General features: G+C 58.9%; 19 protein-coding genes and 3 pseudogenes. 18 read left to right on the top strand and 4 right to left on the bottom strand.

Annotated elements, in window-relative coordinates:
• Window positions 1-28 precede the first annotated feature (28 nt).
• From ACQZ5N_RS21715 to ACQZ5N_RS21735, 5 genes are all read left to right on the top strand, one after another.
• Window positions 29-679 carry an RraA family protein gene (locus ACQZ5N_RS21715; RefSeq protein WP_448734083.1) on the top strand — a complete coding sequence of 217 codons (651 nt, stop codon included), beginning with the start codon at window positions 29-31 and terminating at the stop codon, window positions 677-679.
• Window positions 676-1,629, top strand: a complete 954-nt coding sequence (locus tag ACQZ5N_RS21720; RefSeq protein ID WP_448734084.1) for a carbon-nitrogen hydrolase family protein — start codon at window positions 676-678, stop codon at window positions 1,627-1,629. The genes ACQZ5N_RS21715 and ACQZ5N_RS21720 overlap by 4 nt, the downstream gene beginning before the upstream one ends.
• A 16-nt stretch (window positions 1,630-1,645) precedes the next feature.
• On the top strand, window positions 1,646-3,040 hold the full coding sequence (locus ACQZ5N_RS21725) for an MmgE/PrpD family protein (protein ID WP_448734085.1): 1,395 nt from the start codon (window positions 1,646-1,648) through the stop codon (window positions 3,038-3,040).
• Window positions 3,041-3,140: 100 nt separating this feature from the next.
• A complete protein-coding gene (locus ACQZ5N_RS21730; protein WP_448734086.1) occupies window positions 3,141-4,238 on the top strand; it encodes an ornithine cyclodeaminase in 1,098 nt (365 codons plus the stop codon).
• Window positions 4,239-4,249: 11 nt separating this feature from the next.
• Window positions 4,250-5,590, top strand: a complete 1,341-nt coding sequence (locus tag ACQZ5N_RS21735) for an MmgE/PrpD family protein (RefSeq protein WP_448734087.1) — start codon at window positions 4,250-4,252, stop codon at window positions 5,588-5,590.
• Here the strand turns inward: ACQZ5N_RS21735 and ACQZ5N_RS21740 are convergent, their stop codons facing one another.
• Window positions 5,591-6,988 carry an amidohydrolase family protein gene (locus ACQZ5N_RS21740; protein WP_448734088.1) on the bottom strand — a complete coding sequence of 466 codons (1,398 nt, stop codon included), beginning with the start codon at window positions 6,986-6,988 and terminating at the stop codon, window positions 5,591-5,593.
• The gene (locus tag ACQZ5N_RS21745; RefSeq protein WP_448734089.1) at window positions 6,981-7,712 is read right to left on the bottom strand and encodes a response regulator transcription factor; all 732 of its coding nucleotides are present in this window, start codon (window positions 7,710-7,712) and stop codon (window positions 6,981-6,983) included. Before ACQZ5N_RS21745 ends, ACQZ5N_RS21740 begins: the two co-directional genes overlap by 8 nt.
• A 430-nt stretch (window positions 7,713-8,142) precedes the next feature.
• Here ACQZ5N_RS21745 and ACQZ5N_RS21750 point away from each other — a divergent pair, with 430 nt between their 5' ends.
• The 6 genes and pseudogenes from ACQZ5N_RS21750 to ACQZ5N_RS21775 all read left to right on the top strand — a co-directional run.
• Entirely contained in the window at window positions 8,143-8,862 is a 720-nt protein-coding gene (locus tag ACQZ5N_RS21750) for a helix-turn-helix transcriptional regulator (protein ID WP_448734090.1), read from the top strand.
• Window positions 8,863-9,016: 154 nt separating this feature from the next.
• The gene (locus ACQZ5N_RS21755) at window positions 9,017-9,781 is read left to right on the top strand and encodes an acyl-homoserine-lactone synthase (RefSeq protein WP_448734091.1); all 765 of its coding nucleotides are present in this window, start codon (window positions 9,017-9,019) and stop codon (window positions 9,779-9,781) included.
• Window positions 9,778-10,488: an autoinducer binding domain-containing protein gene (locus ACQZ5N_RS21760; protein ID WP_448734092.1), complete on the top strand. Its 711-nt coding sequence runs from the start codon at window positions 9,778-9,780 to the stop codon at window positions 10,486-10,488. The genes ACQZ5N_RS21755 and ACQZ5N_RS21760 overlap by 4 nt, the downstream gene beginning before the upstream one ends.
• Window positions 10,489-10,697: 209 nt before the next feature.
• The gene (locus ACQZ5N_RS21765; protein WP_448734093.1) at window positions 10,698-11,870 is read left to right on the top strand and encodes a Fic family protein; all 1,173 of its coding nucleotides are present in this window, start codon (window positions 10,698-10,700) and stop codon (window positions 11,868-11,870) included.
• A gap of 228 nt (window positions 11,871-12,098) precedes the next feature.
• Window positions 12,099-12,363 (top strand): annotated as a pseudogene (locus ACQZ5N_RS21770) (ATP-binding protein); the annotation flags it as partial.
• A gap of 54 nt (window positions 12,364-12,417) precedes the next feature.
• Window positions 12,418-12,842: pseudogene (locus ACQZ5N_RS21775) on the top strand (IS630 family transposase); the annotation flags it as partial.
• Between the two features lie 89 nt (window positions 12,843-12,931).
• Here ACQZ5N_RS21775 and ACQZ5N_RS21780 read toward each other — a convergent pair.
• Window positions 12,932-13,846, bottom strand: coding sequence for a nucleotidyltransferase and HEPN domain-containing protein (locus ACQZ5N_RS21780; RefSeq protein WP_448734094.1), 915 nt, complete (start codon window positions 13,844-13,846; stop codon window positions 12,932-12,934).
• Window positions 13,847-14,089: 243 nt separating this feature from the next.
• On the opposite strand from ACQZ5N_RS21780, the gene ACQZ5N_RS21785 reads away from it, so the two are divergent.
• Window positions 14,090-14,998 carry a LysR family transcriptional regulator gene (locus ACQZ5N_RS21785; RefSeq protein ID WP_448734095.1) on the top strand — a complete coding sequence of 303 codons (909 nt, stop codon included), beginning with the start codon at window positions 14,090-14,092 and terminating at the stop codon, window positions 14,996-14,998.
• Window positions 14,999-15,495: 497 nt separating this feature from the next.
• Complete coding sequence (gene rctB, locus ACQZ5N_RS21790; protein ID WP_448734096.1) at window positions 15,496-15,846, top strand: SMa0974 family conjugal transfer regulator; 351 nt, start codon at window positions 15,496-15,498, stop codon at window positions 15,844-15,846.
• A gap of 203 nt (window positions 15,847-16,049) precedes the next feature.
• Here the strand turns inward: rctB and traA are convergent, their stop codons facing one another.
• Window positions 16,050-20,687, bottom strand: coding sequence for a Ti-type conjugative transfer relaxase TraA (traA, locus tag ACQZ5N_RS21795; protein WP_448734097.1), 4,638 nt, complete (start codon window positions 20,685-20,687; stop codon window positions 16,050-16,052).
• A 223-nt stretch (window positions 20,688-20,910) separates the two neighbouring features.
• Here traA and ACQZ5N_RS21800 point away from each other — a divergent pair, with 223 nt between their 5' ends.
• The 5 genes and pseudogenes from ACQZ5N_RS21800 (at window position 20,911) to ACQZ5N_RS21820 (ending at window position 24,163) form a co-directional block, all read left to right on the top strand.
• The gene (locus ACQZ5N_RS21800; RefSeq protein WP_448734098.1) at window positions 20,911-21,198 is read left to right on the top strand and encodes a TraC family protein; all 288 of its coding nucleotides are present in this window, start codon (window positions 20,911-20,913) and stop codon (window positions 21,196-21,198) included.
• Complete coding sequence (locus ACQZ5N_RS21805) at window positions 21,188-21,427, top strand: conjugal transfer protein TraD (protein WP_448734099.1); 240 nt, start codon at window positions 21,188-21,190, stop codon at window positions 21,425-21,427. The genes ACQZ5N_RS21800 and ACQZ5N_RS21805 overlap by 11 nt, the downstream gene beginning before the upstream one ends.
• Window positions 21,418-23,337, top strand: coding sequence for a Ti-type conjugative transfer system protein TraG (gene traG, locus ACQZ5N_RS21810; RefSeq protein WP_448734100.1), 1,920 nt, complete (start codon window positions 21,418-21,420; stop codon window positions 23,335-23,337). The genes ACQZ5N_RS21805 and traG overlap by 10 nt, the downstream gene beginning before the upstream one ends.
• 161 nt (window positions 23,338-23,498) lie before the next feature.
• Window positions 23,499-23,753, top strand: a pseudogene (locus tag ACQZ5N_RS21815) (WGR domain-containing protein).
• A 131-nt stretch (window positions 23,754-23,884) separates the two neighbouring features.
• The gene (locus tag ACQZ5N_RS21820; protein ID WP_448734101.1) at window positions 23,885-24,163 is read left to right on the top strand and encodes an HU family DNA-binding protein; all 279 of its coding nucleotides are present in this window, start codon (window positions 23,885-23,887) and stop codon (window positions 24,161-24,163) included.
• The last annotated feature ends 128 nt before the right edge of the window (window positions 24,164-24,291 follow it).

Here is a 24,291-nt window from a genome sequence, read left to right on the forward strand (position 1 = left end):
TCAGACGCCAGCAAGAAGACCTCAATCCATGGAACAGTATCGGACAAAAAAGGGAGGGCCTCCTCTCCCCACGGATCTCTGCGCCCTGCTGCAGGATGTTGAGACGGCAACAATCGGACATACCGAACATCTCGGCTTTCTCAGCACGAGTCTCCGCCCGGTCTGCTCCGCAAAGGTCATCGGACAAGCCCTTACCGTCGCGGCTCCGGGCCGCGACGGCGTTGTGATCTACAAGGCGATCGACCTTCTCCAGCCGGGAGACGTTCTCGTCATCGCGAGGATCGACGGGGACGACATCGCTTGTGTCGGCGGCGGTGTCGCGACAGCGGCAAAGGCGCGCGGTGCCACTGCCATTATAGTGGACGGCCCGTGCACTGACGTTGAGGAAATTGTCGCATCGGGCCTGCCGGTCTGGTGCCGCGGAGTCTCGGCAAAAACCACGAACCGGACATTCCGGATTGGTGGATCCATCAATGTTCCCGTCGCCTGCGCAGGTACGGCGGTCCTTCCCGGTTTCGCGGTGCTCGCCGACAACTCCGGGATCTTCGTCGCAGACCGTTCACGGATGCACAGCCTGGGTGAGGCTGCGCTGAAGCGTCAAGAACGGTCCGCCCGGCTGCGTGCCCATGTTGCGGCAGGCCATTCAATCTTCGCGTATGATGAGGGGCAATCCCAATGAAAATATCGCTCATTCAAATGAACTCGCAGCCCGACCGCCGGGCAAATCTGCGTCAGGCGCAGGCTCTGATGCTCAAGGCCGTCAAGGAGGAGGTGCCGGATCTGATCGTCCTGCCGGAACATTTCGACTGGTCGGGCGGTACTGCCGCGGAAAAGCTCGCGGCGGCAGACTACATGCCGGGTGGTGCGGCTTACCGGATGGCACAGGAATTTGCTTGCCGGCACGGATTATGGCTCCACGCCGGCAGCATGCTCGAGCGCGTCCCCGGGGAAGAACGAATATACAACACCACCGTTGTGTTCGACCCCGACGGCAGGGAGGTCGGCCGCTACCGCAAAATTCATCTTTTCGACATCGTGGCTCCGGACGGCAAAGCCTATCGGGAGTCCGCCACAGTCGCGTCGGGGCACGACCTGCTCGTCTACGAGGCTGGCGGCTTCCGGATCGGAGCCGCTATCTGCTACGATCTCCGGTTCTCCCGCCTCTTTGATCAACTTGCGGAGAACAAGGTCGATCTTGTCATTCTGCCGGCTGCCTTCACGATGCAGACCGGAAAGGATCATTGGGAGGTCCTGTGCAGGGCCCGCGCCATCGAGTTCCAGGTCTATTTCGCCGCGTGCGGCCAGTGGGGCAGTTACCTTGCCGCCGGTGGCGAGACCCGACAGTGTTTCGGCAACTCATTGGTTTGCGATCCCTGGGGGCAAGTCATCGCCCGCGCTTCGGACGGAACGGGCATTGCGGCGGTACGGCTGGACAGCCAGCGAATACATGATGTGCGCCGGCTTATTCCGATGGCGCGCCATCGTCAGCAGTTTCCGAACGCAGCCTCCCGGGTAGGTCTCGCTGAAACGCCGGGGCCAACAGCTCAACATTTGGCAGTCGAACATGTTGCCTGCGATGGGCTATGTTCGACTTGCTGCAACAAGACAGATCTCCCTGCCTCCTTTTGATAGTCGAGAGGGTCCCATGACTACCCCCGCAACGCAGACCCTCGCCGGGTACATCGTGAATGCGAGTTTTGAGAACCTTCCATCGGACGTGGTAGAGAAAGCAAAGCTCTGCCTGATGGACTCCGTCGGATGCTTTTTCGGCGGTCATCAATCCCCGGTCGCTCCGGGTCTGGAACGGCTGTCGGCGGATATCGCCGGAGGGTCCGCCGAAGCGCCCTGTCAGGATCCCGCCTGGCAGGCATTTCATTACGCGACTTTGGCCAACGCCCTTGACCTTGATGACATCTACTGGAAGGGGCATCCCGGGGCAACAGTGGTTGCTGCCGCACTCGCGCTTGCCAACCGCTCGCGCTCCACAGGGCGCGACCTGATTGCTGCAATCGTCGCCGGGTATGAGGTGGGATGCCGCATCGGTATGTCGCTCGTCCACAACACGCCGCGCAAGACAGTCCATGGCCATGGCACCTGGCAAATATTCGGCGCGGCCGCCGCATCGGCGAAACTGCTGAAACTCGATCATCAGCAAACGGCCCATGCCCTGGCGATCGCGGCTGTCAATGCTCCTGTTGCGTCGGTCATGAAGACCGTTTACGGGGCCACACCGACAATGGCGAAGAACAATTTTGCGACCGCAGCAATGGGCGGCGTCAACGCAGCCTTTCTTGCTCGCGCCGGATTTGAGGGGCCGCTTGACGTTTTCGAAGGGGAAAGCGGTTTCTGGCGCATGGCGGGGGCGGACGGCGTCGACCTGTCGCGGCTGAACATCGGTCCCGATATGCGCTACGAAATACGAGACGTCGGCTTCAAGGCGTTCAGCTGCTGCAGGATCATCCAAAGCAGCGTCGAAGCTGCTGTTGAGGCGTTCGCCATCGGGGCTGTTGACGGGACCGGTCATGACGTCAGGGAGATCGAGGTCTTCGCTTCCGAGATCGTCTGCCGTGCCCCGTTCAATGATCCCGAACCTCGTGATATCTGGGCGGCCCAGTTCAGCGCACCTTTTGCAATCGCCATGGGCGTGCTCGGACACGCCGCTGGTCCGGAATGGTTTGCGCCTTCGCGTTTCCTGGATCAAACAGTGCGCAAGCTGACGGCAAAAATCCGGCTCTTTCCTCTGAGATCCACGGATCGATCACATCACCACCACGCGGCAAGGGTTCGTCTTCACCTGCTCGACGGCCGCGTCGTGGAGGCCACTGTCGAGGTTGCAAAGGGCGATGCTGCCAATCCGCTTGCGCCTTCGTTTCTGGAGGAGAAGTTTTTGCGCCTGTCTGCGGGGCGTTTGCACGGAAACGGAAGACTGGAAATGCTGCAGTTCCTCAAACAGCTTGAGTTGAAAGACGACTTGCGGTTTCTGCTGGATACGATCCGCGTATCAGGAGGCGCGCCTCAATATGGGGACAGTCCTATATAACCGGAATGAATAATGTTGCATAAAAGATAGCTAATCTTGGCTTTATTTCCCGCCAATTCCTGCTGAAATCGTCTCGCTCGATGTTCGAGGAGGGGCACGCATGAGTGGAGGAATTATCAGTCCAAGCCTGTCAGACATACCGTGTTACTCCGCGACAGAGATCGCCAGGGACGGGGCTCTGCTTGATGGAAAGATCGTCCATGAGGTCGCCGGCAAAGCATGGGACGACATTGCCCGCGGTTCCGCTTACGGCACGAAATCGGTGCTTTCCATCACGCCCGGGGAGATCGACAGGCATCCCTTGATCAAGGATGCAGGTTCGCTGGAGGAGCGCCTTGGATGGAAGTTATCCTGCCTTTCAAGCGTCAACAGCCGCTACGGGGCAGTGAAAATCGTTGGCGCAAACGCCCTCAATCGCCAGCTCGGTCTTCCACGGTCACGGTCCACGATTGTCCTCATGGACAAATTCACCCTTCTTCCTCTTTGCCTGCTCGATGGAACCGACATATCCGCCGCCCGGACGGCGAGTTATGCGACGCTTGTTCTTGAGCGATTGCTAGCGCCCCGTCGGGATGTGTCTGTCTTCCTGTTCGGCGCAGGACCAATTGCCGAGAAAATTATACTGGCGCTTGATCGATGCCATGGGGAGAGGGTTCGCGAGGTCCTTGTCCGTAGCCGGACAGTTGACTCAGCCATACGGCTCGCGAGATCGCTGGGAGAGACGGTAACCTTCGATATCATGCCTGTTCGAGACAACCTCGATCTCGGTCGATGCGATTTTGTGATTACTGCATCAAACGCGAAGGCTCCCGTTTTCGAGGCTAGTGAGATAGGCGACGCTGCCGTGCTTCATCTTGGTGGGGATGAAACACCCCCCGCACATCTGGAACGGGCGCTGCGGTGCGGTCGTGTTCTGTGTGACGACGTGGCGATGGTGTCGCGCCGTGGTTCGCAAAGCCTTGCGCTTCACTTCTCGCGAAAGGGGACGACGCTGGAGCAATTGGGATCCGTGCTGGGCATCCGTCCAATCACGGCGATCATGGATCCTTCGGAAATCGGACAGGAAAAACCTGTCCACATCACCTGTGTCGGTCTGCCTATGCTGGACCTTTATGTGGCCGCCCATGTCTATGAGACCTTGTCGGGCATCACAAACGATAGCGCCGGCGAAGCGACGGTTGCAGAAGCGACCCACTGAGAGATGCTCCCATGTATATGACGAAGCTTCTCGCCGAATGCATTGCTGACCGTGTTTTCGATGCCGTGCCTGTGGAGGTCAGGAACAAGGCGCTCTGCTGCCTCTTCGACGCCGCGACCTGCGCCCTCGCCGGCAAATTTGCCACCGGGTCGACCAGCGCCAGATTGGTTGCAACCCGAATTTTTGGTCCCGGAAACGCACCTCTCTGGTTTTCGGACCGTCGGTTATCGACCACCGGCGCCGCCTTTGCCAATTCGGCTTCTGTCTGCGCCCTTGATTTCGATGATGGTCATCGTGCCGCGCGCGGACATCCAGGTGCTGCGGTGATCCCCGCTGTTCTGGCCGCCTATACGGACAGTGCAATCGACCCGGACGAACTCGTCGCTGCGATCGTCGCCGGTTACGAGATCGCCGTCCGGATCGCCGCCGCACAAAACCCTGAAAACATAAAAAGTCGCCAAAGCGGTTTATGGGCCGGCTACGGCGCGGTCGCTGCAGCCGGCAGTATCCGTCGCACAGGCCGGGATCGTCTCGCCAATGCCTTGGCGATTAACGGTGTATGGGCCCCCAATCAGGCCGCAAACGGAAGTTCCGGCTATTCGAAGCTTACAGGAAATCATGCGAAAGAGGGTATCCCATGGAGCGTCGTTACTGGCCTCACCGCGCTCGAATTGGCCGAAGAGGGGTTTACGGGTCCGGCAGACATTCTCGATCACGCATCCTATTTCAAGGGGGAGCGTATCAGGAGCGGACTTGGTCTGACCTGGGAAATATTGGGAACCTATTTCAAGCCGTATTCCTGCTGTCGCTATATCCATCCGGCCATCGATGCAACGCTGAACCTCATGCAAAGCCGGAGACTCGAGCCGAAGGACGTGCTGTCAATTGAGGTCCACACGTTCCAATGGGCTCAGCGGCTGCAAAATAAGGTCATGCCTAAAACCCTCGTCGAGGCGCAATACAGTTTGCCGTTTTGTCTGGCCGCGGCCGTCCGTCACGGCGCCTCCGCGCTCGCGCCCATCGATGAGCAGCTTCTCGAAGACGGGGACATTTGCTCCCTTGCTGCTGCCGTCACCTTGACGGTCGACGATCAGATCGATCAAAAATTTCCGGCAGAAACCTTGGCGCGGGTGACGTTGACCACGCCTTCAGGCGATATATCGTCCACCACCGCCGCGCCGCGTGGGGATGTCGGCCGACCGATGCTCTGGGACGAACTCGAGAAGAAGTTTCATGAGGTCTGCAGCGGGAAAATGACTGCAGCGCGCGAGGAGGCTTTCGACAGGGCGATTGATCATCTCAAATCCGGCGATCCTCTGCCGTTCCTGCAAGAGATTTCGGCCGATCTGTGATTATCGAGCCGCTCGCTCGGCCCCCGAAGCGCCCCAACCCTTCCCACCAATCGCTCCATTCCAGACCACAACCTTGCCATGGATGATGACGTGGCGGACGCGGCCCAGATTAACATGATCGACGATCACGAGATCCGCGCGCCTGCCCTTCTCGATCAAACCGCGATCACCTGCCAGTTTAGGAAAGGCGCGTGCGACGTTGCCGGTGGCCAAAGCGACAGCTACAGCCGGTGACATCTGCTTTTTGCGAACAATGCGCTGGATTGCCACAAGGATGCTGTCCCAATGTCCGCCGGCATAGTCTGTCGAGATTGTATCAACGCATCCGGCGTCGATGAGGGCGTCGAAATTCGCCGGATTATTCCGCCAGCGGGTCTGAATGCTGTCGAGCGTTGAGACATCGATGGTGACGCCACGCTTTCGCAGCTCGCGCGCGAACGATACGGATTCATGCGGCAGAAACATCGGGTGGTTCGAATGACCTGCGACAATGTTTGCGTTCGGGTATTTTTCGGCGACGTCAATCAGGCGTTCAACCGACGGCGCCGAATTGTGAAAAATCGCCGGGTAGCCGACACGCGCGGCTTCTTGCGCCACTTCCTCAAAGCCTCTCAGCGCGAGATCGACCGGTGGCATTACGGACGCGAGAATGACCTGACGGACGGTTCGCGCACTGCAGACATCGGACAGACCGCATTCGTTGAGTATCGACTGCAGTTCGCGATCGGAAACTCCATCCTCGACTTTTAGGTATCGGCCGACCACGGCATTTCGCAACTGACGTGAAACCAGAGGCGACACTTCCCGTCCCGTCACCCGTTTCATCGCCTCGGGGATGAAACGGTACTCCTGCGCTCCGCCGCCCAGCGTCTGGCCCCCGCCAACCTCGCCAAGCGCTTTTGCTCCTTGCGACAAAGCTTCGTCGACGGATGCATGTCTATGCCGTTCGGATAGACCGGCGCCATCGATCGCCAGGGCCGCTTCGATATTGGAAGGGGTGTGAGCGGTAGAGATATGGACATCAAGCGGATGTGCATCGCCCGCAAACGCCTCATCAGACAACGCCAAACCGCATACATTCAATAACGTGGTCGTCCCCTCGAGGAGGTGTCTGTTCCTGTTCCAGACAATCACTTGCCCATCGACAGGGGACGACCCGCTCGGCATGGATGGTCCGCAAACGCAGCCATGGGCATGCGCGTTGATAACGCCCGGGATAACCGTGTGGCCGTGTGCGTCGATGACATCGACCTCGTCAGAATTGACGGATATATTTCCTGGCTGGACGAACGCAATTCTGCCCTCGCCGATACCGATGGAAGCGTTTTCATGAAATGTGGCGCCATCTCCCGTTATCACGCAAGCGCCGCGTATGATCCTGTCGAGCCGATTAGACATTGCGATCGTCTCCAAAAGCGGCTGGAGCTTCCGGCGAAGGGGATTCCAGAATGTAGCCGACTCCCCGGACGGTGCGGATAAGATCGGGTTGGCCGTTCCGGTTCAGTCTCTTTCGCAATCGGCCTATATGGACGTTCAGAGTGCGCTCTTCGACATGATGCAGGCCGGGCCACACTGCAGTTATCAGTTCTGCGCGCCGGCAAATCTCGGTCGGTCGCTCCATCAGGCAGGACAAGACAGAAAATTCCAGCGGTCCCAGGTGAATGTTCAGACCATTTCTTGAAACGCGATGATGCTCGAAATCAATCTCGATGCCGCCGTAGGATAGCTGACCTGATCGCGCTCGAGGCAGGGTCCGGCTGAGCGCGGTCTTGCGCAGGTATTCAAGCAGCTTGATCGGCGCAAAGGGCCGAACGAAACACTCTTCTGCGCCGGCCCGCTGCATATCGACATATTGCCCCTCGCCGCCCGCACCAATGATTGCGAGGACGGGAACGCTCGCCGTACGATGATTCCCCTTGATCCTGGCACACACCTCAACCGCCGGAAAGGGATCAGGCCGGCAGTCAAGCAGTACAGCCCTGACCTGGTGATCGTCGGTAAGATGGGACATCTCCTCGACGCCTCTGGCCATTCGAGCCTGATAACCCTCAACTTCCAGAATGTGTGAAAGGAGGAGAAAGAAGTCCGCATCAACCGAACCGATCAGGATCAATTTTTTCATGAAATGCCCTTTGCGTCGGCAGCAGCCCCTGAACGCAAGGCGGTTGTTCCCTGCGTTGAGCCATTTTCTCTACCATCGATATATCAATTTCCCTCAATTTGGCTATGAAATCGACTACTAGAAGTAGCAGTCGCCAAATATGACGTAATGTGACATGTTTTAAATTTGGCTTTGCCAACGGGGAGACGATGGCTACCAACACAGGTTGCCTGGAACCGGTCATTCCGCCAAAGTTGCGCGGATAGCCGAACAATAAGTTGAGACGCGCTAAAAGCCTGCCACGGCTTCGACCGAAAGGTGAGCGGCAAGAACATGAGACGCGGGTTGGTCGAAAAACGCCGGCACGTTGTCCGCTGAGCGCCTGTGGGGAGCGAGATGCTTCTCGTTCTGCGCCGTGACACCTCCCCCTCACATCGGAAAGGGTTCCCGCATGAAAACAGTATCTGCGAATCTCGCTGAAGCCATCGAGGCAATCACAGATGCCCCCACAGTCTATGAGGCCCTTTTTTCTGTTCAGGAAATTTACAACGTAGATTTCGTCACCTACCATTTGACCGCAACCGTGATCAGCGACCTTGATGCACCCTTTGTTCAGTCAACTTACAGTCCGGAATGGATCGCACGGTATTTCCTGAAGCGATATGTCCAGGTGGATCCTGTTGTGCAACAGGGCTTTTTACGGCAGCTTCCATTCGACTGGCGTGAATTCGAAATGACGCCCGAAATTGCAGCGTTCTTTGATGACGCCTGGCAACATGGCGTCGGAGAGTTCGGTTATTCGATCCCCATTACTGACAGGGTCGGCCGGCGCGCGATTTTCTCCGTCAATGCGGCACACGATCCGAAAAGCTGGGACAAACTCGTTGCAGGTAACCGGTCGGACTGGATCGAAATCGCATATCAGATTCATATGAAGGCGATCACGGAGATTCATGGAGGAGAAGACCCTGTTCCGGGCCTCAGCGCCCGTGAACGGGAGTGCCTGTCGTGGGTGGCACGCGGAAAAGACCACAAGGATATTGCACTCATTCTCGGTATTTCCGAGCATACAGCAAGGAGCTACCTCAAGTCTGGCCGGTTGAAGCTCGGATGCGCAACTATTTCATCGGCCGCCGTTCAGGCGATGAAGTTCAGGCTGATCACCATTTGATTCAGCAGCTCGAACCTGGCCTTCCACCCCGTGGCACAACAGCCATAGACCTTTAACTTTCGGCGCAATACCTCAATTGTTTGTGCCCATCCGTAGCAATGGGCAACCCGGGATTTACGTGCATTCTGTCCGACACATGATCGGAGGCTTGCTCGTGTTCCTTCTCATCCAACCCTATCAATATCACCGGTACGCGGGCCTGCTGGAGCAATCGTTCCGATTGCGGAAACGGGTTTTTCACGATTGTCTTGGCTGGCAGGTCGATGTGCATCGCGGCCTTGAACGGGACGCTTATGACGGTTTGGGCGCCGTCTACCTGGTCTGGTGTGACAAGGACGCGCGACATCTCTATGGCACGGTGCGGCTCATGCCGACGACAGGGCCGACATTGCTGCATGATGTGTTCAGGCGAACGTTGGCGGGAAAGAATCTGGTGTCTCCCGTCGCATGGGAGGGGACGCGAATGTGTCTCGATGTCGACCTCCTGAGAACGGCACAACCGAGGCTCGGCCCACCAAGGGCTTTCGGGCTCCTTTTGCTGGCCTTGTTCGAATGCGCCTTCGTGCATGGCATCAAGACACTTGTGTCGAATTACGAGCCGCCAATGAAAAGAGTATACCGGCGAGCGGGATTGATCGTGGAGGAGATTGGCCGTGCTGACGGTTACGGCCGGCTCCCGGTGTGTTGCGGCGTGTTCGACGTTTCAGACGAAACCCTTCAGCAAATGCGAACAGTCCTTCGAATTGCGCACCCCTTGTACACACCCTCTTTGCCCAAGGCTGCGGGAGCGGCCGCGGTACAAAGGTTCCAACGCCTGGACCCTGTCAAAAGGCCGGCAAAAATCGAGAATCTCGGGACCCTCCAATGGCGCTCAATGGCAAAAGCGCCGCTCGAGCCGGTGGGACAAGACGCGGGATGAACGCATGGCTACGCAAATTGATCGATATGACATCCATGATGAAAACTAGCCGCGCCACGGCCGAACTGCTTGATCATCTGACCCGGGAATTGGGATTTGACTTTTACCATGTGGTGACCGTCCGTCATCCCGGCTTGGGAAACTCCATCTTGTCCAGTGCCCCACAGCAGTGGCTGGACAAATATTGGCAGGAGCGTTTCGACAGGATCGATCCAGTCCTGACACGTGCCCGTGAAGTAATGGCACCATTTGTCTTTAACCTTGAGCATAAGGGGAAAGTCGCACGCGGCCCCCACCAGACATTCTATTCGAGTGCCGACGAGGCGGGCATCAGGGCCGGCATATGCATGCCCGTGATGGCGCCATTCAGCAATTTCTTCACCCTCTCACTTTTCTCCGGTGATGTGGCCTTGCCCAAAAAATACCAACTGCATCCTGTTTTGAGCGCAAACGCTGTGGGGTTACTCCACATGTGCGTGGAGGCAACCGAGGCGACATCGATCAGAGCACCGGCCATCGAACTGACGGCGCGGCAGTCAATGGTGATCAAGTGGGCCGCTGAAGGGAAAACGATCCAAGAGATAGCCCTCCTTGAGAACATGACACATCATACCGTCAATTTTCATATGAAGAACATTCGGCAGAAACTTAAGACCGTCACCCTTCCCCAGACGACTGCATTGGCCACAAAGCTGAAACTGATCTAAGGTACGTTGTGTTACTGTATCGGTCGTCGTCATCCGCAAAAAAAGTGTTCGTTATCCCGGATCGCTGATAGTTAGGTTTGCTCCCCGGCAGAACATGCAGATAAAGGGCTAGAACTCGATCGGCAAGAAGACCGGCAAATGCATTGCCGAAATGTTGCCCTATCGCTATGTTCCAAAACAGAATTATAGCGGCATAGAAAGCGGCAAAAATGATTACGCTCGCAAGCATAGAGCCCCTGCTTCCAGACAGCAGCCGGGAACTTGAAGATCTGGCGATCGAACTGACGTCAGTTGCCAGTCGGTTCGCAGCGCGACTTCATCCCATCATGCGAGCTTCCGTCGGTGATCTCGTGCGCTCGATGAACTGCTATTACTCAAATCTCATTGAGGGACACAACACGCTACCAATCGATATCGATCGGGCCATGGCGGGCGATTTCGCTCGAGAACCGGAGAAGCGCAACCTTCAGCTCGAGGCCCGGGCCCATATCGAAGTGCAGCAGCTTATCGATAGGGGCGAAATGCCCTTCCCTGTGCTGTCGCTCGACGGCATCTGCTGGTTGCACGGCGAGTTCTGCCGCCGGCTGCCAGATGACCTGCTTCTTGTTCGCAATCCCGATACCGACGAAGAAATCATTATGGTCCCGGGGCAGCTGAGAACGCGGCACGTCAAAGTCGGCGAACACATCGCTCCCGAACCGGAGATGATTGAACCGCTGCTCGCAAGGTTCGTTGAAGCCTACTCGTTCAAGATGCTGTCTAAACTCCAGAAGATCGTTGGGGTTGGGGCATCTCATCATCGTCTTGCGTGGATCCATCCATTTTTCGATGGCAACGGACGTGTCTCTCGCCTGTTCTCCCACGCGTTGCTGCGCGACCTTGGGATTGGCTCGGAGCTCTGGTCTGTGTCTCGCGGTCTTGCCAGAAACGTCTCCGACTATAAGCGTCTGCTCTCCCAAGCTGATCAGCCAAGACGCGGCGATCTGGATGGACGTGGCAACCTCACTGAGGCGGGCCTTGCCGAGTTCACGGCCTTCTTCCTCTCGTGCTGTCTCGATCAAGTCACGTTCATGGAAGAGCTCCTCAAACCTGAGGAGCTCTTGAACCGCGTCGAGGTGTGGTGCAATGAGGAGGTGCAGATGCAGCGCCTTCCCAAGGGCAGCTGGCCTCTGTTGCGCGAAGCCATACTGACGGGAGAGTTCGCACGCTCGCAAGCACAGGCTTTGACCGGATATCAAGAGCGCCAGGCCCGAACCGTGTTGTCCAGTTTGTTGGACTGCGGCGTGCTCATGTCCCCGAGTTCAAAGGGCAAGGTGCGTCTCGGTTTCCCGGTCGATATCATCGAGCGGTGGCTTCCGCGCCTGTATCCGGCCGTTCGCTAGCGTTGGCCACTGTGTACCACCGACGCGATCGATGTCATCCATGGCCTTGCCAAGCTCGCGAGAGATCATGGGATTGCTCTCGCTTCCCACGACGACGACTCGATTGAAAAGGTGAACTTCCTGAAAGACCTCGGTGCTGCCATCTGTGAGTTCCCGATCACCCAGGAAGTTGCAGCCGAAGCACGACGTCTCGGCATGGCTACGGCCATGGGTGCCCCGAATGCATTGCGTGGGCGCTTCTACGACGTCGTCGATCTCGCCAATCGGCTTGAGACGGAAGCACGCAATGGAAAACAGGGCCGGCTCGCCGACTTCATCACCAGGCTCGACTTCGTCATAATGGACGAGCTTGGCTATCTCTCGTTCGCGCAGGCAGGCCGTATTCGGCGATGTCAAAATGACCGCTGCCCTGCTCGACAGGCTCACACACCATTGCGAGATCGTGGAAACCGGGAACGAATCCTGGCGCTTTAAAAACCGCTCTCAAAGCTAAAGCCGAAAAGACAAACAACCCGCGCCCGCAGGCCCCTGCGCTAGATTGAAAGCGCCGGGCGTCGCCGAACGGCGCACCCATACCTATGATCCGCAACGGCACGGCATCCCTGTTCGCCGCGCTCGACGTTGCGACTGGCGCGGTGATCGGCCAGTGCTACAAACGTCACCGGGCGACCGAATTTCTCGACTTCCTGAAGCGGATTGACGCCGAGATGCCCAAGGGACCGGACGTGCATCTGGTGATGGACAATTACGCGACCCACAAGACGCCGAGGATCAAGGCCTGGCTCGCACGCCGCCCACACTGGCATGTTCACTTCACGCCAACGTCGGCTCCTGGATCAATCAGGTCGAGCAGTGGTTCGCAGAGCTGACACGAAAGCAGTTGCAGCGCGGCGTACACAGTTCCACTGCAAATTGGAAGCCGACATCGACGCCTTCATCGAAACCCATAACGAAAACCCCACCCCATACAAGTGAGTCAAATCCGCCGACCAAATACTCGCCTCGGTCAAGCGCTTCTGCCAAAAAACAATGAGCCGAACTTCAGATTCAGGTGACTAACCTCAACTACCGTTTTTCACGGCCTGCTGAAGCTTTTCGATGTGCTCCCGGCAGAGCGTCTCGACCAGAACATGAAGCTCGGCCGTCCGCTCCTGAAGCCAGGCAAGGGCTTCCTCGGAAATTTCAAAATGCTTCGAATAGCGCGCCTTGACATAGGCCTCGTTGAGAATGTTGTACCATGCGGTAAACCGCTGATGGTCGCGTGGCCAGATGTCGACCAGACGGCGGTCACGATCTTCTGAAAGCCCGCGCAGGAATTTCAGATTGTGCGAGGGCGGCGAATAATTAGTGAGAGTCAGGAGGTAGCAGGAATAGGCGGTTTCGACTGCCTGATGAAGCGTGAAAGCCGCATGATTTGGTTGACCATCGGCTATCGAGTAACGTGCCAGCTGGAGGAAATATTTCGCGCCATTGAACTGTTTTTCAAAATGCTCTTCCGCGACCCTGAGTGCATCGGCAGGGCTGAGCGGTTTCGGCTCAGCCAGCGGCCGATCATCGAATTCGTAGAGGATGACACCTTCGCGGGCGAGGTCGACGAAGAAGTACTGCCCGTCATGCAGGAAGTTGCTGATCTCGCGGGCGCCATGCACGATGAGACCGACCGGTGTCTCGATCTCCTTGTCCCACATCAGCCGATCGGTCGCCTTGTCCCAGTATTTGGGATCGGCCAATTCCTTGTTGCTGACAATGACGAGAATGTCGAAATCCGATTGATAGCCTTTCGACGTGTGCGGTTCATCCACCCATGTGCCGCGGGCGTAGGAGCCGAACAGGATGATTTTATAGATCCGCCCGTCCTTTTTGGCCTCCGACTTCGAACGCTCGACAATGCCGGCGAACTCTTCATGGATGATCCGGACGACCCTTTCCAGTTCGCGCTGCTTTGCCTGCGGAAGATGTCCGATATCCGTTTTCATGGCCTCACCATCGATTCTTCTGAACAACTATCCTAGCCGCTATCGGCCGGCTATTGCTACTCCACATTGTTGTAGTCCCAATCCACCTGCTTCGACATTATGCGGGGCTAAACCGCCCTCAGCAACCATTAATCGTGGCGTCCTATCAATGTTGCATCTGGACCAAGGCAACGGACCACTCTATCCTCTTGGAATTAGAGGCCTGCCTCGACCTTAATCGCGCGTCCGGCGGAAGGAACTGAAATGGATCTGCGCCAAATGAGCACATTCGTTGCCGTCGCGGAAGAACTGCATTTCGGGCGCGCCTCCATCCGGCTCAACCTCGCCCAGCCTGCAGTCACGGCCCAAGTCCAGGCGATCGAGAAGGAACTGGGCGTCCCCCTTCTCATTCGTTCCACACGCCGTGTTCAACTCACGCCGGCAGGTTCGGTTTTTTACGAGCGTTGCGTTCAACTGCTTCGCGATGTCGACGAAAGTTGTGCGATCACACAGGCGATTGCCGGCAAGGCTGCCAGCAAGATCACCATCGGCACAATCCACCCGGCAACCTTCGGTGTTCTGCCCGATTTTCTTGCGCGAATTGGCCGACGCTATCCGGATATCCGCATTCATATCCGCAACGGCACAACCGAATCCATCGTACGGGACATTGAGCGCGGACAGGTCAATATCGGTTTCGTCCGGCCGCTGGACAACAACGGCGCATTGCGATGGCAGGCGATAACAGAGGAACGGTATTTACTCGCCGTCTCCAAAGACAATGCTCTCGCTGAAGCCCAGACCGTCACGCTTGAGGACTTGCGCCGTCAGAAGATCATTTCCTTCTCGCGTTCGAACCTGTCTTACACGGAGCGGTACTTTCTGGAGACATTCCGCGAGCATCAACTTTCCGAGCGGATCGTCTACACCTGCGACGACACACTTTCACTGATCGCGCTCGTTTCCGCAGGTGTTGGTGTCGGCTTCGTTCCGGAATGGGCGGCAAACCTGCCGAACAGAAACTTCCGTTTAAAGGCGGTGGAGGAGATCGATCTGCGCATCGGCCTTGGACTGGCCTGGAGCAACCAGGACCCGACCGCCAATCGTGACGACATCATCGACATCGGCCGCCAGCTCGCATCCACTATTGCGAAAGCACGCGCTCGGAAATAGTACCGCAATTGAACGTCCGAAATAGCATGCTGCAGCCCCCCCCAGGTTTCCCGTTTGCCGGACAGTCTTGGACGCCCTGGCACATGCGCCCCTTTTTCCTGTGCAACATAGAAAGAAGGCAGACCTGTCGTCGTCACCCCATTGCGCGACATTGCAGGGATCGGTAACCTTCAGACCAGCAACTTCGAACGAGCCCGTGACGCGGGTGGAAGCCGTCATGTCACGTCTGACCACCGTAGCAGCGATGCTCTGCCAGCCTTGCAAAAGCCGGCAAGGCCTCCCATTTAAGAGATCCTTATAGATCCCACGCCGTCCGCCGCTCGGCGTAGTGGCCAGGCATGCCAACCGCGTGGTGATCCCTCATATGAGCGAGTACCGTTGTGGGTATTTCCCGTCATCAGGACCAACTGCATGCTGTCCTCCATCCCCCCGCTGGTCGTTCCGTATGTCGTGTATTGGACATATTGCCAAAGGGAGACACTTCTGACGGAGGATGAATGAGGTATCAAAACGTCTCGGAGGCCTTCATTGAGTTAGAGGCTGCGCCGGCCATAGCAAAGAAAATCTGCGTGCAGAGCGCAGATATCTGCTTGTCGATCATCGGCAGGGACAGCGGTAGACAACTCAACTTCGAGAACGGGTTTGCGATCATCAGAGTCGCTAACGATGGTCTCATCGTACGGGTCTCCGCCGGAGACCTGCTCACGTTCTATGGCATTCAAACGTTGATCGAGGGTCGCTTGTGGGAACTCGCGCCCGGCGCCGCAAGATCAGTGACATGGCTGCCAGCACCAGGGGGCCCGTCCGGGCAATTCCCGAGAGCGGCGACAACAGACATGAGAGAATGAAGTCCATTGGCTCCCTCGGATTAATATAGAAGATTTGCAGGGCGTAGCTGTCTAACCACCGAGTGGACCAGCGTCATGCAATATTGCGCTTGGCGCAGGCCTCGTCGCGAGCGGCTCGCCGGCTGCCTCAATTTGATGCAATCAATCCACTCAGCGACGTTTGTGATCTTCCACCAAACGTTTCGGTCCCGTCGTACCGATTCCTATCGAGTGAAAACACCGCCTCGTTCAATCGTGCGACGCTGGCGCTCGGCGATAATGTTCTGAGTGCTTTCTGCCCGCACCGCCTGCTGCAGCACCTGCAGACGCTCTCGCATCGCCTCGAAGGCTCGGCGTTGCGCCGGTGAGACGAGATTGCCGGTATCCTTCTCACCCCTCAGGATCGCATTCCGCCCGAAACGCTCGTCGAGCGCCCGGCTGACCTCTGCAAACTCCCGGACGACACGTGGCTCGAGTGAACCCGCAGCAACACCGCGTCTGGTGTTCTTTTCCTTGTCCTTGTTCTGCCTGTTCACATCTACCACCAGTTTCCGGAGGGCATCCTCGGCCGCCTGCGACAGCCCTGGGATGGCAACCGCCATGCGCCGACGCTCGTCGGTGACGGCTCGTGTCTCCGCATCAAGGGCTGTCGCCCACGACGCCCCGAGCGAACGCACGCGGCTGGCAACTTCCGGCACAGCCTGGAGCGCTTCCTTGCGCTCGCGACCGGGGGCGAGCAGCCTGTCCATCAGGCGGTCAGAACCACGCAACGCACCATAGGCAGAGGGATCGTTGCTGACCGCCGCGGCGATCCGCTCGCCGGCGAAGCTTTTTCCGACAAGCTCCTCGATCTTTCCGACCGCGCCTGCAGGCTCGCGCCAGATGAGCGTCGCGGTCTCGGCAAGGGCTGCGCGATAGTGACGATAGTGCGCGACCGCGCCAGCACGGTTGCGCGCTTCTTCTTCCACCGGCGTCTTGAACTCGGTCACAGCGGCGAACATCGGCAACATGGGCATCGCTTCCTTTCCGATCTCGATGCTCGCGCCGGCGACGATCTTCGAACGGTCCTGTTTTTCAGCCAAATGCTGCTCCTCGGAAAAACGCCTGACGGCGGCGAACAGGCGGAGGATTTTCTCCCAGCGCTCCGGCGCGAGATCTTCCGGCATGCGCTCGGCGATGTTACGCTGGGCAACCACATCGGCCTTCGCGGTGAAGGCGCTCCAGCCGAAGCGTGCGGTCAAGGCGTCGTTGACGGCCTTGACCTCCTGAACCAGTTGGCGGTCCTCGACGGCATAGGCGAAAGCGGTCTTGTAGGCATCGTCCCCGCCTCGTTCGCGGATTCTCTCGATTTCGATGAGGCGTGCCATTGCCGGCTTCGACAGCATCGGGATCGACAGGGACATATGGGCGCGTCGTTGCTGTTCGCGGATACCGAAGCGCTCGGCCTGCCGGCGGAATTCCGTGGCATGGGCGCGCGCCAGCGGCAGCAGTTCCGACAGCGCGGCGATGGCCGTATTGCGTTCGCCACGAGCAGCACGACCTTCGACAGTAAGGTCGGAGCCGCGAAGGCAGCCAAGCCTACCTGGTGCAGTGGCGAGATTATCCGCAAGCTCACGCGGCTCGTTCGTCACGTTCGATGCCAACGCATTCAAACGGGCAAGCGCGGTATCCGGATCGCGATAGATCCTCTCGAGAACCGGCGACAGGATCGCTTCCCGCTCTTTCCACCGGTCTGAGGCGATCTGCGCCCGCCGTGCATCCTCATCAACGCTGCGGGCAAAGTTGGTGCTGGGCGGGATCAGATATTTCCCTGTTGTCGGGATTTCCGTTGCCAGAGTTTCGGCTCCGTCTTCATTGTACGCAACACCCTGTTCGCGCTCGATCGCGAACCCGAGCGCAACACTCGCGCGCTCCCAGAGCTTCGCCACCAGCTCCCGCTTTTCCGCAACCCACGCCAGCCGCCGGGAAGCGTCCTCCTCCATTCCGGCCGCAGCCTGGGAGAGCGTGTCGAGCCCGCGCCGCCGCGCGAAATCATGCGCATGCGCCCCGTAACCTTCCTCGCTCTCGAAATCGAGTGTCGTGGTTTTCGCACCGGAGCGCGACAGGCGCGCGACCAGCTGATTGAAGAGGTCCGGGCGATGGCTTTCCCGCTCAAGGCGCTCTTCGCGCACCGCGGCCGCCTCCTTCAGTTCCGCTCTCCAGACATTTCGATCGACCTCGCGCTCCTCGGTCCGCTTCTCGCCGGTCTGCTCATCGACAACGGTCACCTTCACCCGTACCGTTTCAACGCCGTCCTTTCGCAGCGTGACAATATCGCCTTCAGCGACACTGCTCTCCTCCAGCGCCTTCAGCAGACCGACGCCCCAGAGACGGTGAACAACACCGTCGTCCGTCCTCACATCGACATAGGGGCTTTCCCTGGCTTGCCTGTCCTCAGGCCGGAACTTTGCCTCGCCGGTTTCGACCAGTTCACCGGTGACGCCGACGGCATGATCGGCGCGAGGCTTTCGTCCCCATTCCGATCTCGGTTCAAAATCCCCGCGCGCCGCATAGAGATCGGCGCGATCACGATGGCGTGTCATCGACACATAGGTCAGATGCTGGTCCATCATGCCGGTGGCGAGCACGAAGGTCCGGTCGACGGTCGCACCTTGTGACTTATGAATGGTGGCGGCATAGCCATGATCGACATTGCGATAACTGTTTTCGCTGATGACGACATCGCGGCCATTGTCGAGACGGACGGACAACAAGGCATCGCCCCGTTTGTCGCCGGTGGAAACGACCGTGCCAAGCATTCCGTTCTTCACATATTGCGGACCGAGGTTTTTGGCGCGCGGTTCCACGAAGCGGACATTTTCGAGGAAGATGATCCGGTCGCCGGCGGCGAACTCCCGCTCGCCGCGCTCCGTCTGGAACGAGCGACGATCACTGAGCGCGCCGGCGTCGATCATCACCGATCGCAGCGCCTCGTTCAGCCGCTTCACATCCTCGTTGGTGTGGGCGAGCACGAGCAGCTCGTCGCCGCAAAGGCGGCCTTCCTTACCTTCCGAGACGGAGGCCTCGATCGCCCGATTGCGCGCCTCCGTCCAGTCATCGACCATCCGGCCGACGATTTCATCGCGCGTGTCCGCCTCGACCAGATGACCATGTTGGGCATAGGCGTCGAGGCCTTTCTCGACCTCGCCGCGTGCAAAGAGCCGGGAGGCGTTGCGCGCCCACTGTTCTCGCTGACGACGAACGCCGGCGAGTTCGGCGAACCCGATCCGCTCCGATATGGCCCGGAACGCAGCACCGGCCTGGATCGGCTGCAACTGCATGGCATCACCGACCAGGACGACTTTTGCCTCAGCCTCCTCGGCGGCCTTCAGCACGCGCGCCATCTGCTGCGAGGATACCATGCCGGCCTCGTCGATGACCAGCACATTGCCGCGCTCGAGCAGATCGCGCCCGCTCGCCCAGGCCAGTTCCCATGACGCCAGCGTGCGCGACTTGATGCCGGAACTGTCTTCCAGTCCTTCCGCCGCCTTGCCGGCAAGTGCTGCTCCGGCGACACGGCGGCCGTCGCTTTCCCAGGCAACGCGTGCTGCCGCAAGGAGGGTCGACTTGCCCGCGCCGGCAAGACCGACCACCGCCGCGATACCGCTCTCGCCCGTGACATGACGGATAGCATCGACCTGCTCCGCGTCGAGCCGGAACCGCTTTTCCGGATCGGCGGTCTCAACGGTCTCGACGGCGGCAGCGACTGCCTGAGAGGAAACCGCGAAACCCTTGCGCTCCGAAAGAACGCGCGCCGATTGCCTCATGTCATATTCGATGCGCAGCATATCGCGCGTCGTGAAGACGGCCGGTTCCGCCGCCTTTCCGCTCTCAGGATCGATCACCTGCGGCTTCAGGGTCACGAGATCGTCCGACGCCATCAGACGCGCCCGGATGTTGGCAAAATCGATGGGATCATCGACATAGCGATGTAGCGCCTTGGCGATATCCTTTTCATCGAACGTCGAGCGTTCATTTCCGAGCCGCTTCAGCAGAAGCTCCGGTTCCGCCAGCAACCGATCCGCCATGTCCTGACGCCGGGCAAGATCGGCCGGCGCAAAATACATCTCGACGCCCTTGCGGGCGAGCGCCGCCTTTTCCGGACCGAGATGCTTTTGCGCGATCCCGTCGAGACCCTGTTCGGCATAGGAGCGCCCATCGAGACGGATCTCATGGCCGGCAAGCGCCAGATGTCGGTTGGCGGTCTCCGCCCAGGCAATTTTCCACGCCTTCATGGTTTCCTTGTCGCCGGCCCAGAGCTTGTAGACGATCTTGCCGTTCGGGCGGTCCGGTGTGACAACGCGCAGCGGATTGCCATCCTCTCCCAGAACGGCAACCTTTTTCGCTCCGAATCCCTCCTCCGTCAGCGGTCGCAGCGTTGTCATCAGATGGATGTGCGGATTTCCGTCCTTGTCGTGATAGACCCAATCCGCGACCATCCCCTTCGATGTAAAATTCTCCTGCACGAACTGGCGGACGAGAGCGATGTTTTCCGCCCGCGTCAGCTCTTCCGGCAGCGCGATGATGAGTTCCCGGGCAAGCTGCGCGTCCGCCCGCGTCTCGAAGGCGTCGACCGCATTCCACAATATCTCGCTGGCAGCGGCAACGGAGCGACCGTCGATGGCGGCCTTCAGCCAGGTGGGTATCTGATCGGGCAGCGCCAGTTCCTCATGCACGAGTTCCGACGCCCCTCCCCGATAGCTGAAGGACGTACCGGCCTGTTCGTCCATCATCCGGGCACGATGACGGTAGGCGGCTGCCGAGACGATGCTGCGCCCCGCTCCCCTTCCGATCACCTGCGCTCTGACGAACATGATCGCCACGACTGGCCTCCGAACCTCTCAGGCACGTCGCGTCAGCGACGTATATTGCGCCCTCAAACCGATCGGACCGCAGGGCCGATACCGCTTTTCCGGAAGACGGCCCAAGCCGGAACTCCGGCATCGACGTTTTGGGGACTTGCGCAAGGTAGCTTATTTTACTATCGTATTCTAGCTAGTTTAATCGACAGGTCGCAAGATCGTCATGACCGAGAGGGATGCAGATATGGCTGCAAAATTGTCAATCTTGGATATCGACGCCCAAATCGAGAGGCTGCGCGAACGCAGGCGTTCTCTGATAGTTAAATCCGCCGAGCGCTTTGCTCGCGCAGCGACAAAGGCGGGGCTGGCGGAAATGGAGATCACTGACGAGGAGGTCGACCGCCTCTTCGAGGAGATCGCCGCGCGATTTCGCAAGCAAGAGAAGAAGGGGGCTGCTGGCGCATCTGCTCCGGCGCGTCGACCAGCAGATGGTGGGGCTGGAACGCCGCAGGCGGTTTCAAATGACGGCTGACCGGAAACAAGAAGCCCGGGAAAAATTCCTGCTTGGCGGCATCGTCGTCAAGGCAGGCTTGGCGAAGGCCGACCGGGCGTTTCTGCTCGGCGGGTTTCTTGAACTCGCGCGCGTAACGGCGGGCTCGCCGGAACATCGGCGGTTGCGCGATATCGGCGAAGAAGCGTTCAAGGCCTCGGCACTCGAGGGAGAGGTCGCGCGCGCCGGGGAGATGCTGGAATGGCATTGAAGGGAAAGCTGCATCCGAGCCTGTTGCTCGTCTTCGTGCCGATCGTGGTCACGGCGGTCACCGTCCATATCGTCGGCTGGCGATGGACAGGACTGGCGACTTGCATGTCAGGCAAGACCGAATACTGGTTCCTCCGCGCGGCTCCGTTGCCGGCGCTTCTTTTCGGGCCGCTCGCCGGCCTGCTGACGGTTTGCATGCTACCCATGCATCGCCGGCGCCCGATCGCCATGGTGAGCCTCTTGTGCTTTGTTTGCGTCGTCGGCTTCTATGGCCTCAGGGAATACGGACGGCTTGCACCATCCGTCGAGCGCGGTCTCATCGGTTGGGACGACGCGCTTTCCTATCTCGACATGGTTGTCATGGTGGGGTCCCTGTGCGGCTTCATGGCGGTCGCGGCCTCGGCCCGCATCTCCACCGTCGTGCCCGAACAGGTCAAGCGCGCACGGCGCGCAACCTTCGGCGATGCCGACTGGCTTTCGATGTCGGCTGCCGGAAAGCTCTTTCCGCCGGATGGCGAAGTCGTCGTCGGCGAGCGTTACCGCGTCGACAAGGAAATCGTCCTTGAGTTGCCCTTCGATCCGAATGATCGTTCGACATGGGGACAGGGCGGTAAGGCCCCGCTCCTCACCTACAGCCAAGATTTCGATTCCACCCATATGCTGTTCTTCGCCGGATCTGGCGGATACAAGACAACCAGCAATGTCGTGCCGACGGCGCTGCGCTATACCGGACCACTGATCTGCCTCGATCCGTCGACCGAGGTTGCGCCCATGGTGGTCGAGCATCGCACCCGCGTCCTCGGCCGTGAAGTCATGGTGCTCGATCCGACGAACCCGATCATGGGCTTCAACGTACTCGACGGCATCGAGACGTCGAAGCACAAGGAAGAGGATATCGTCGGGGTGGCCCATATGCTCCTGTCGGAGAGCATGCGTTTCGAAAGCTCGAGCGGCGCCTACTTCCAGAGCCAGGCACACAATCTTCTGACCGGTCTGCTCGCCCATGTCATGTTGTCGCCGGACTATACCGGCAGACGAAACCTGCGCAGCCTCCGCCAGATCGTGTCCGAGCCCGAACCGTCGGTGCTGGCCATGCTGCGCGACATTCAGGAGAATTCGGCCTCAGTCTTCATCCGCGAAACCCTGGGCGTCTTCACCAACATGACCGAGCAGACATTCTCCGGCGTCTATTCGACGGCATCGAAGGATACACAATGGCTGTCGCTCGAAAGCTATGCCGCACTGGTGTGTGGCAATGCCTTCAAATCGAGCGATATCGTCAGCGGGAAGAAGGACGTCTTCCTGAATATCCCGGCGTCGATCCTGCGATCCTATCCGGGTATCGGCCGGGTGATCATCGGAGCGCTGATCAATGCGATGATTGAGGCCGACGGCGGATTCAAGCGGCGGGCGCTGTTCATGCTCGATGAGGTCGACCTGCTCGGCTACATGCGCGTTCTCGAAGAGGCCCGCGATCGCGGTCGTAAGTATGGGATTTCGATGATGTTGATGTACCAGTCGGTCGGTCAGCTTGAGCGGCATTTCGGGAAGGATGGCGCGACCTCATGGATCGATGGTTGCGCGTTCGCCTCCTATGCGGCGATCAAGGCGCTCGACACGGCTCGCAACGTCTCGGCGCAATGCGGCGAGATGACGGTCGAGGTGAAGGGGAGCTCCCGTAACATCGGCTGGGATACGAAGAACAACGCGTCGCGCAAATCGGAGAATGTGAATTTCCAGCGCCGGCCACTGATCATGCCGCACGAGATTACGCAGTCGATGCGCAAGGATGAGCAGATCATCATCGTGCAGGGGCACAGCCCGATCCGCTGCGGCCGCGCGATCTACTTTCGGCGAAAGGACATGGATGCGGCCGCAAAGGCCAATCGTTTCGTCAAGCTCGCCCCATAGAGCCGCACCCGAAGGGTGCCTTGCCCAACCCTTCTTTACGGAAGCGACGGGCAAGCCGCACCGGATCAGACCAATCAATCATCACCGCAATGAATCGGTCGGAGCAGATCGATTCAAAGAAGTCGTTGGACGGGTCTTCCAAAGGAAGCAAGACTCCGGCCATGGAAAATGAGGATACAGGAACAGTTCATCTTCGCCGCATCGACCCGTCGCAGAACATGCGACGTTTCTACGTGCTCGCGATCCAGCCAACGCTCTTTGGCGGCGCATCGGTCATCCGTCACTGAGGCCGGATCGGCACGAACGGCCAGTCGAAGATCGAAACATTCGATAACAACCATGATGCCGAAACGGCCGCGATGCGGCTTCAAAAGATAAAACGTCGAAGGGGATATCGCGACGACGGTACGACCTGAAGGCAGGTGACACGACGAAAAACGTCGATTTTCAGTGGATTCAGGGCGGCAGAGTATTATTTGCCCTACCATCGCCTCAGGCCCATTGCGATGCTGGATGGGATCATCAACCCGATAAGGAGATTCCTTCCATGACGACAGCAACCGAGATCGCGGACAAGATCGCCAGCGAACAGTGCCTGACCAAGGCACAAGCGAAAGCTGTCGTCGACAGCGTGTTTCGGCAGATCACCGAGGCGGCGAAAAACGGGGCAGAGACGAACGTGCCGGGCTTTGGCAAATTCAAGGTGAAAGAGACGCCGGCGCGTGAAGGCCGCAATCCGGCAACGGGGGCGACGATCAAGATCGCAGCGTCGAAGAAGCTGACCTTCACACTGGCAAAGGCCGTGAAGGACGCGCTCAACGGCTGAAGTCGCCGAGCGCGCCGGAAGCGTGACGCCGCCCTAGCACTACTTTGGCAGAATGCATTTTGGCGGTCTGAAGCGGATTCTGCAGTGCGGACATCGTTCTGGGGCTGACGCTGCCAGGAGGGTGTTTA

It is taken from the genome of Agrobacterium sp. 22-221-1, from assembly GCF_053522445.1.

Excerpts from the sequence above, each read along its gene's own strand:
- ACQZ5N_RS21715 (WP_448734083.1), top strand. The coding sequence starts at position 29 with ATGGAACAGTATCGGACAAAAAAGGGAGGGCCTCCTCTCCCCACGGAT.
- ACQZ5N_RS21720 (WP_448734084.1), top strand. The coding sequence starts at position 676 with ATGAAAATATCGCTCATTCAAATGAACTCGCAGCCCGACCGCCGGGCA.
- ACQZ5N_RS21725 (WP_448734085.1), top strand. The coding sequence starts at position 1,646 with ATGACTACCCCCGCAACGCAGACCCTCGCCGGGTACATCGTGAATGCG.
- ACQZ5N_RS21730 (WP_448734086.1), top strand. The coding sequence starts at position 3,141 with ATGAGTGGAGGAATTATCAGTCCAAGCCTGTCAGACATACCGTGTTAC.
- ACQZ5N_RS21735 (WP_448734087.1), top strand. The coding sequence starts at position 4,250 with ATGTATATGACGAAGCTTCTCGCCGAATGCATTGCTGACCGTGTTTTC.
- ACQZ5N_RS21740 (WP_448734088.1), bottom strand. The coding sequence starts at position 6,988 with ATGTCTAATCGGCTCGACAGGATCATACGCGGCGCTTGCGTGATAACG.
- ACQZ5N_RS21745 (WP_448734089.1), bottom strand. The coding sequence starts at position 7,712 with ATGAAAAAATTGATCCTGATCGGTTCGGTTGATGCGGACTTCTTTCTC.
- ACQZ5N_RS21750 (WP_448734090.1), top strand. The coding sequence starts at position 8,143 with ATGAAAACAGTATCTGCGAATCTCGCTGAAGCCATCGAGGCAATCACA.
- ACQZ5N_RS21760 (WP_448734092.1), top strand. The coding sequence starts at position 9,778 with ATGAACGCATGGCTACGCAAATTGATCGATATGACATCCATGATGAAA.
- ACQZ5N_RS21765 (WP_448734093.1), top strand. The coding sequence starts at position 10,698 with ATGATTACGCTCGCAAGCATAGAGCCCCTGCTTCCAGACAGCAGCCGG.
- ACQZ5N_RS21780 (WP_448734094.1), bottom strand. The coding sequence starts at position 13,846 with ATGAAAACGGATATCGGACATCTTCCGCAGGCAAAGCAGCGCGAACTG.
- ACQZ5N_RS21785 (WP_448734095.1), top strand. The coding sequence starts at position 14,090 with ATGGATCTGCGCCAAATGAGCACATTCGTTGCCGTCGCGGAAGAACTG.
- rctB (WP_448734096.1), top strand. The coding sequence starts at position 15,496 with ATGAGGTATCAAAACGTCTCGGAGGCCTTCATTGAGTTAGAGGCTGCG.
- ACQZ5N_RS21800 (WP_448734098.1), top strand. The coding sequence starts at position 20,911 with ATGGCTGCAAAATTGTCAATCTTGGATATCGACGCCCAAATCGAGAGG.
- ACQZ5N_RS21805 (WP_448734099.1), top strand. The coding sequence starts at position 21,188 with ATGACGGCTGACCGGAAACAAGAAGCCCGGGAAAAATTCCTGCTTGGC.
- traG (WP_448734100.1), top strand. The coding sequence starts at position 21,418 with ATGGCATTGAAGGGAAAGCTGCATCCGAGCCTGTTGCTCGTCTTCGTG.
- ACQZ5N_RS21820 (WP_448734101.1), top strand. The coding sequence starts at position 23,885 with ATGACGACAGCAACCGAGATCGCGGACAAGATCGCCAGCGAACAGTGC.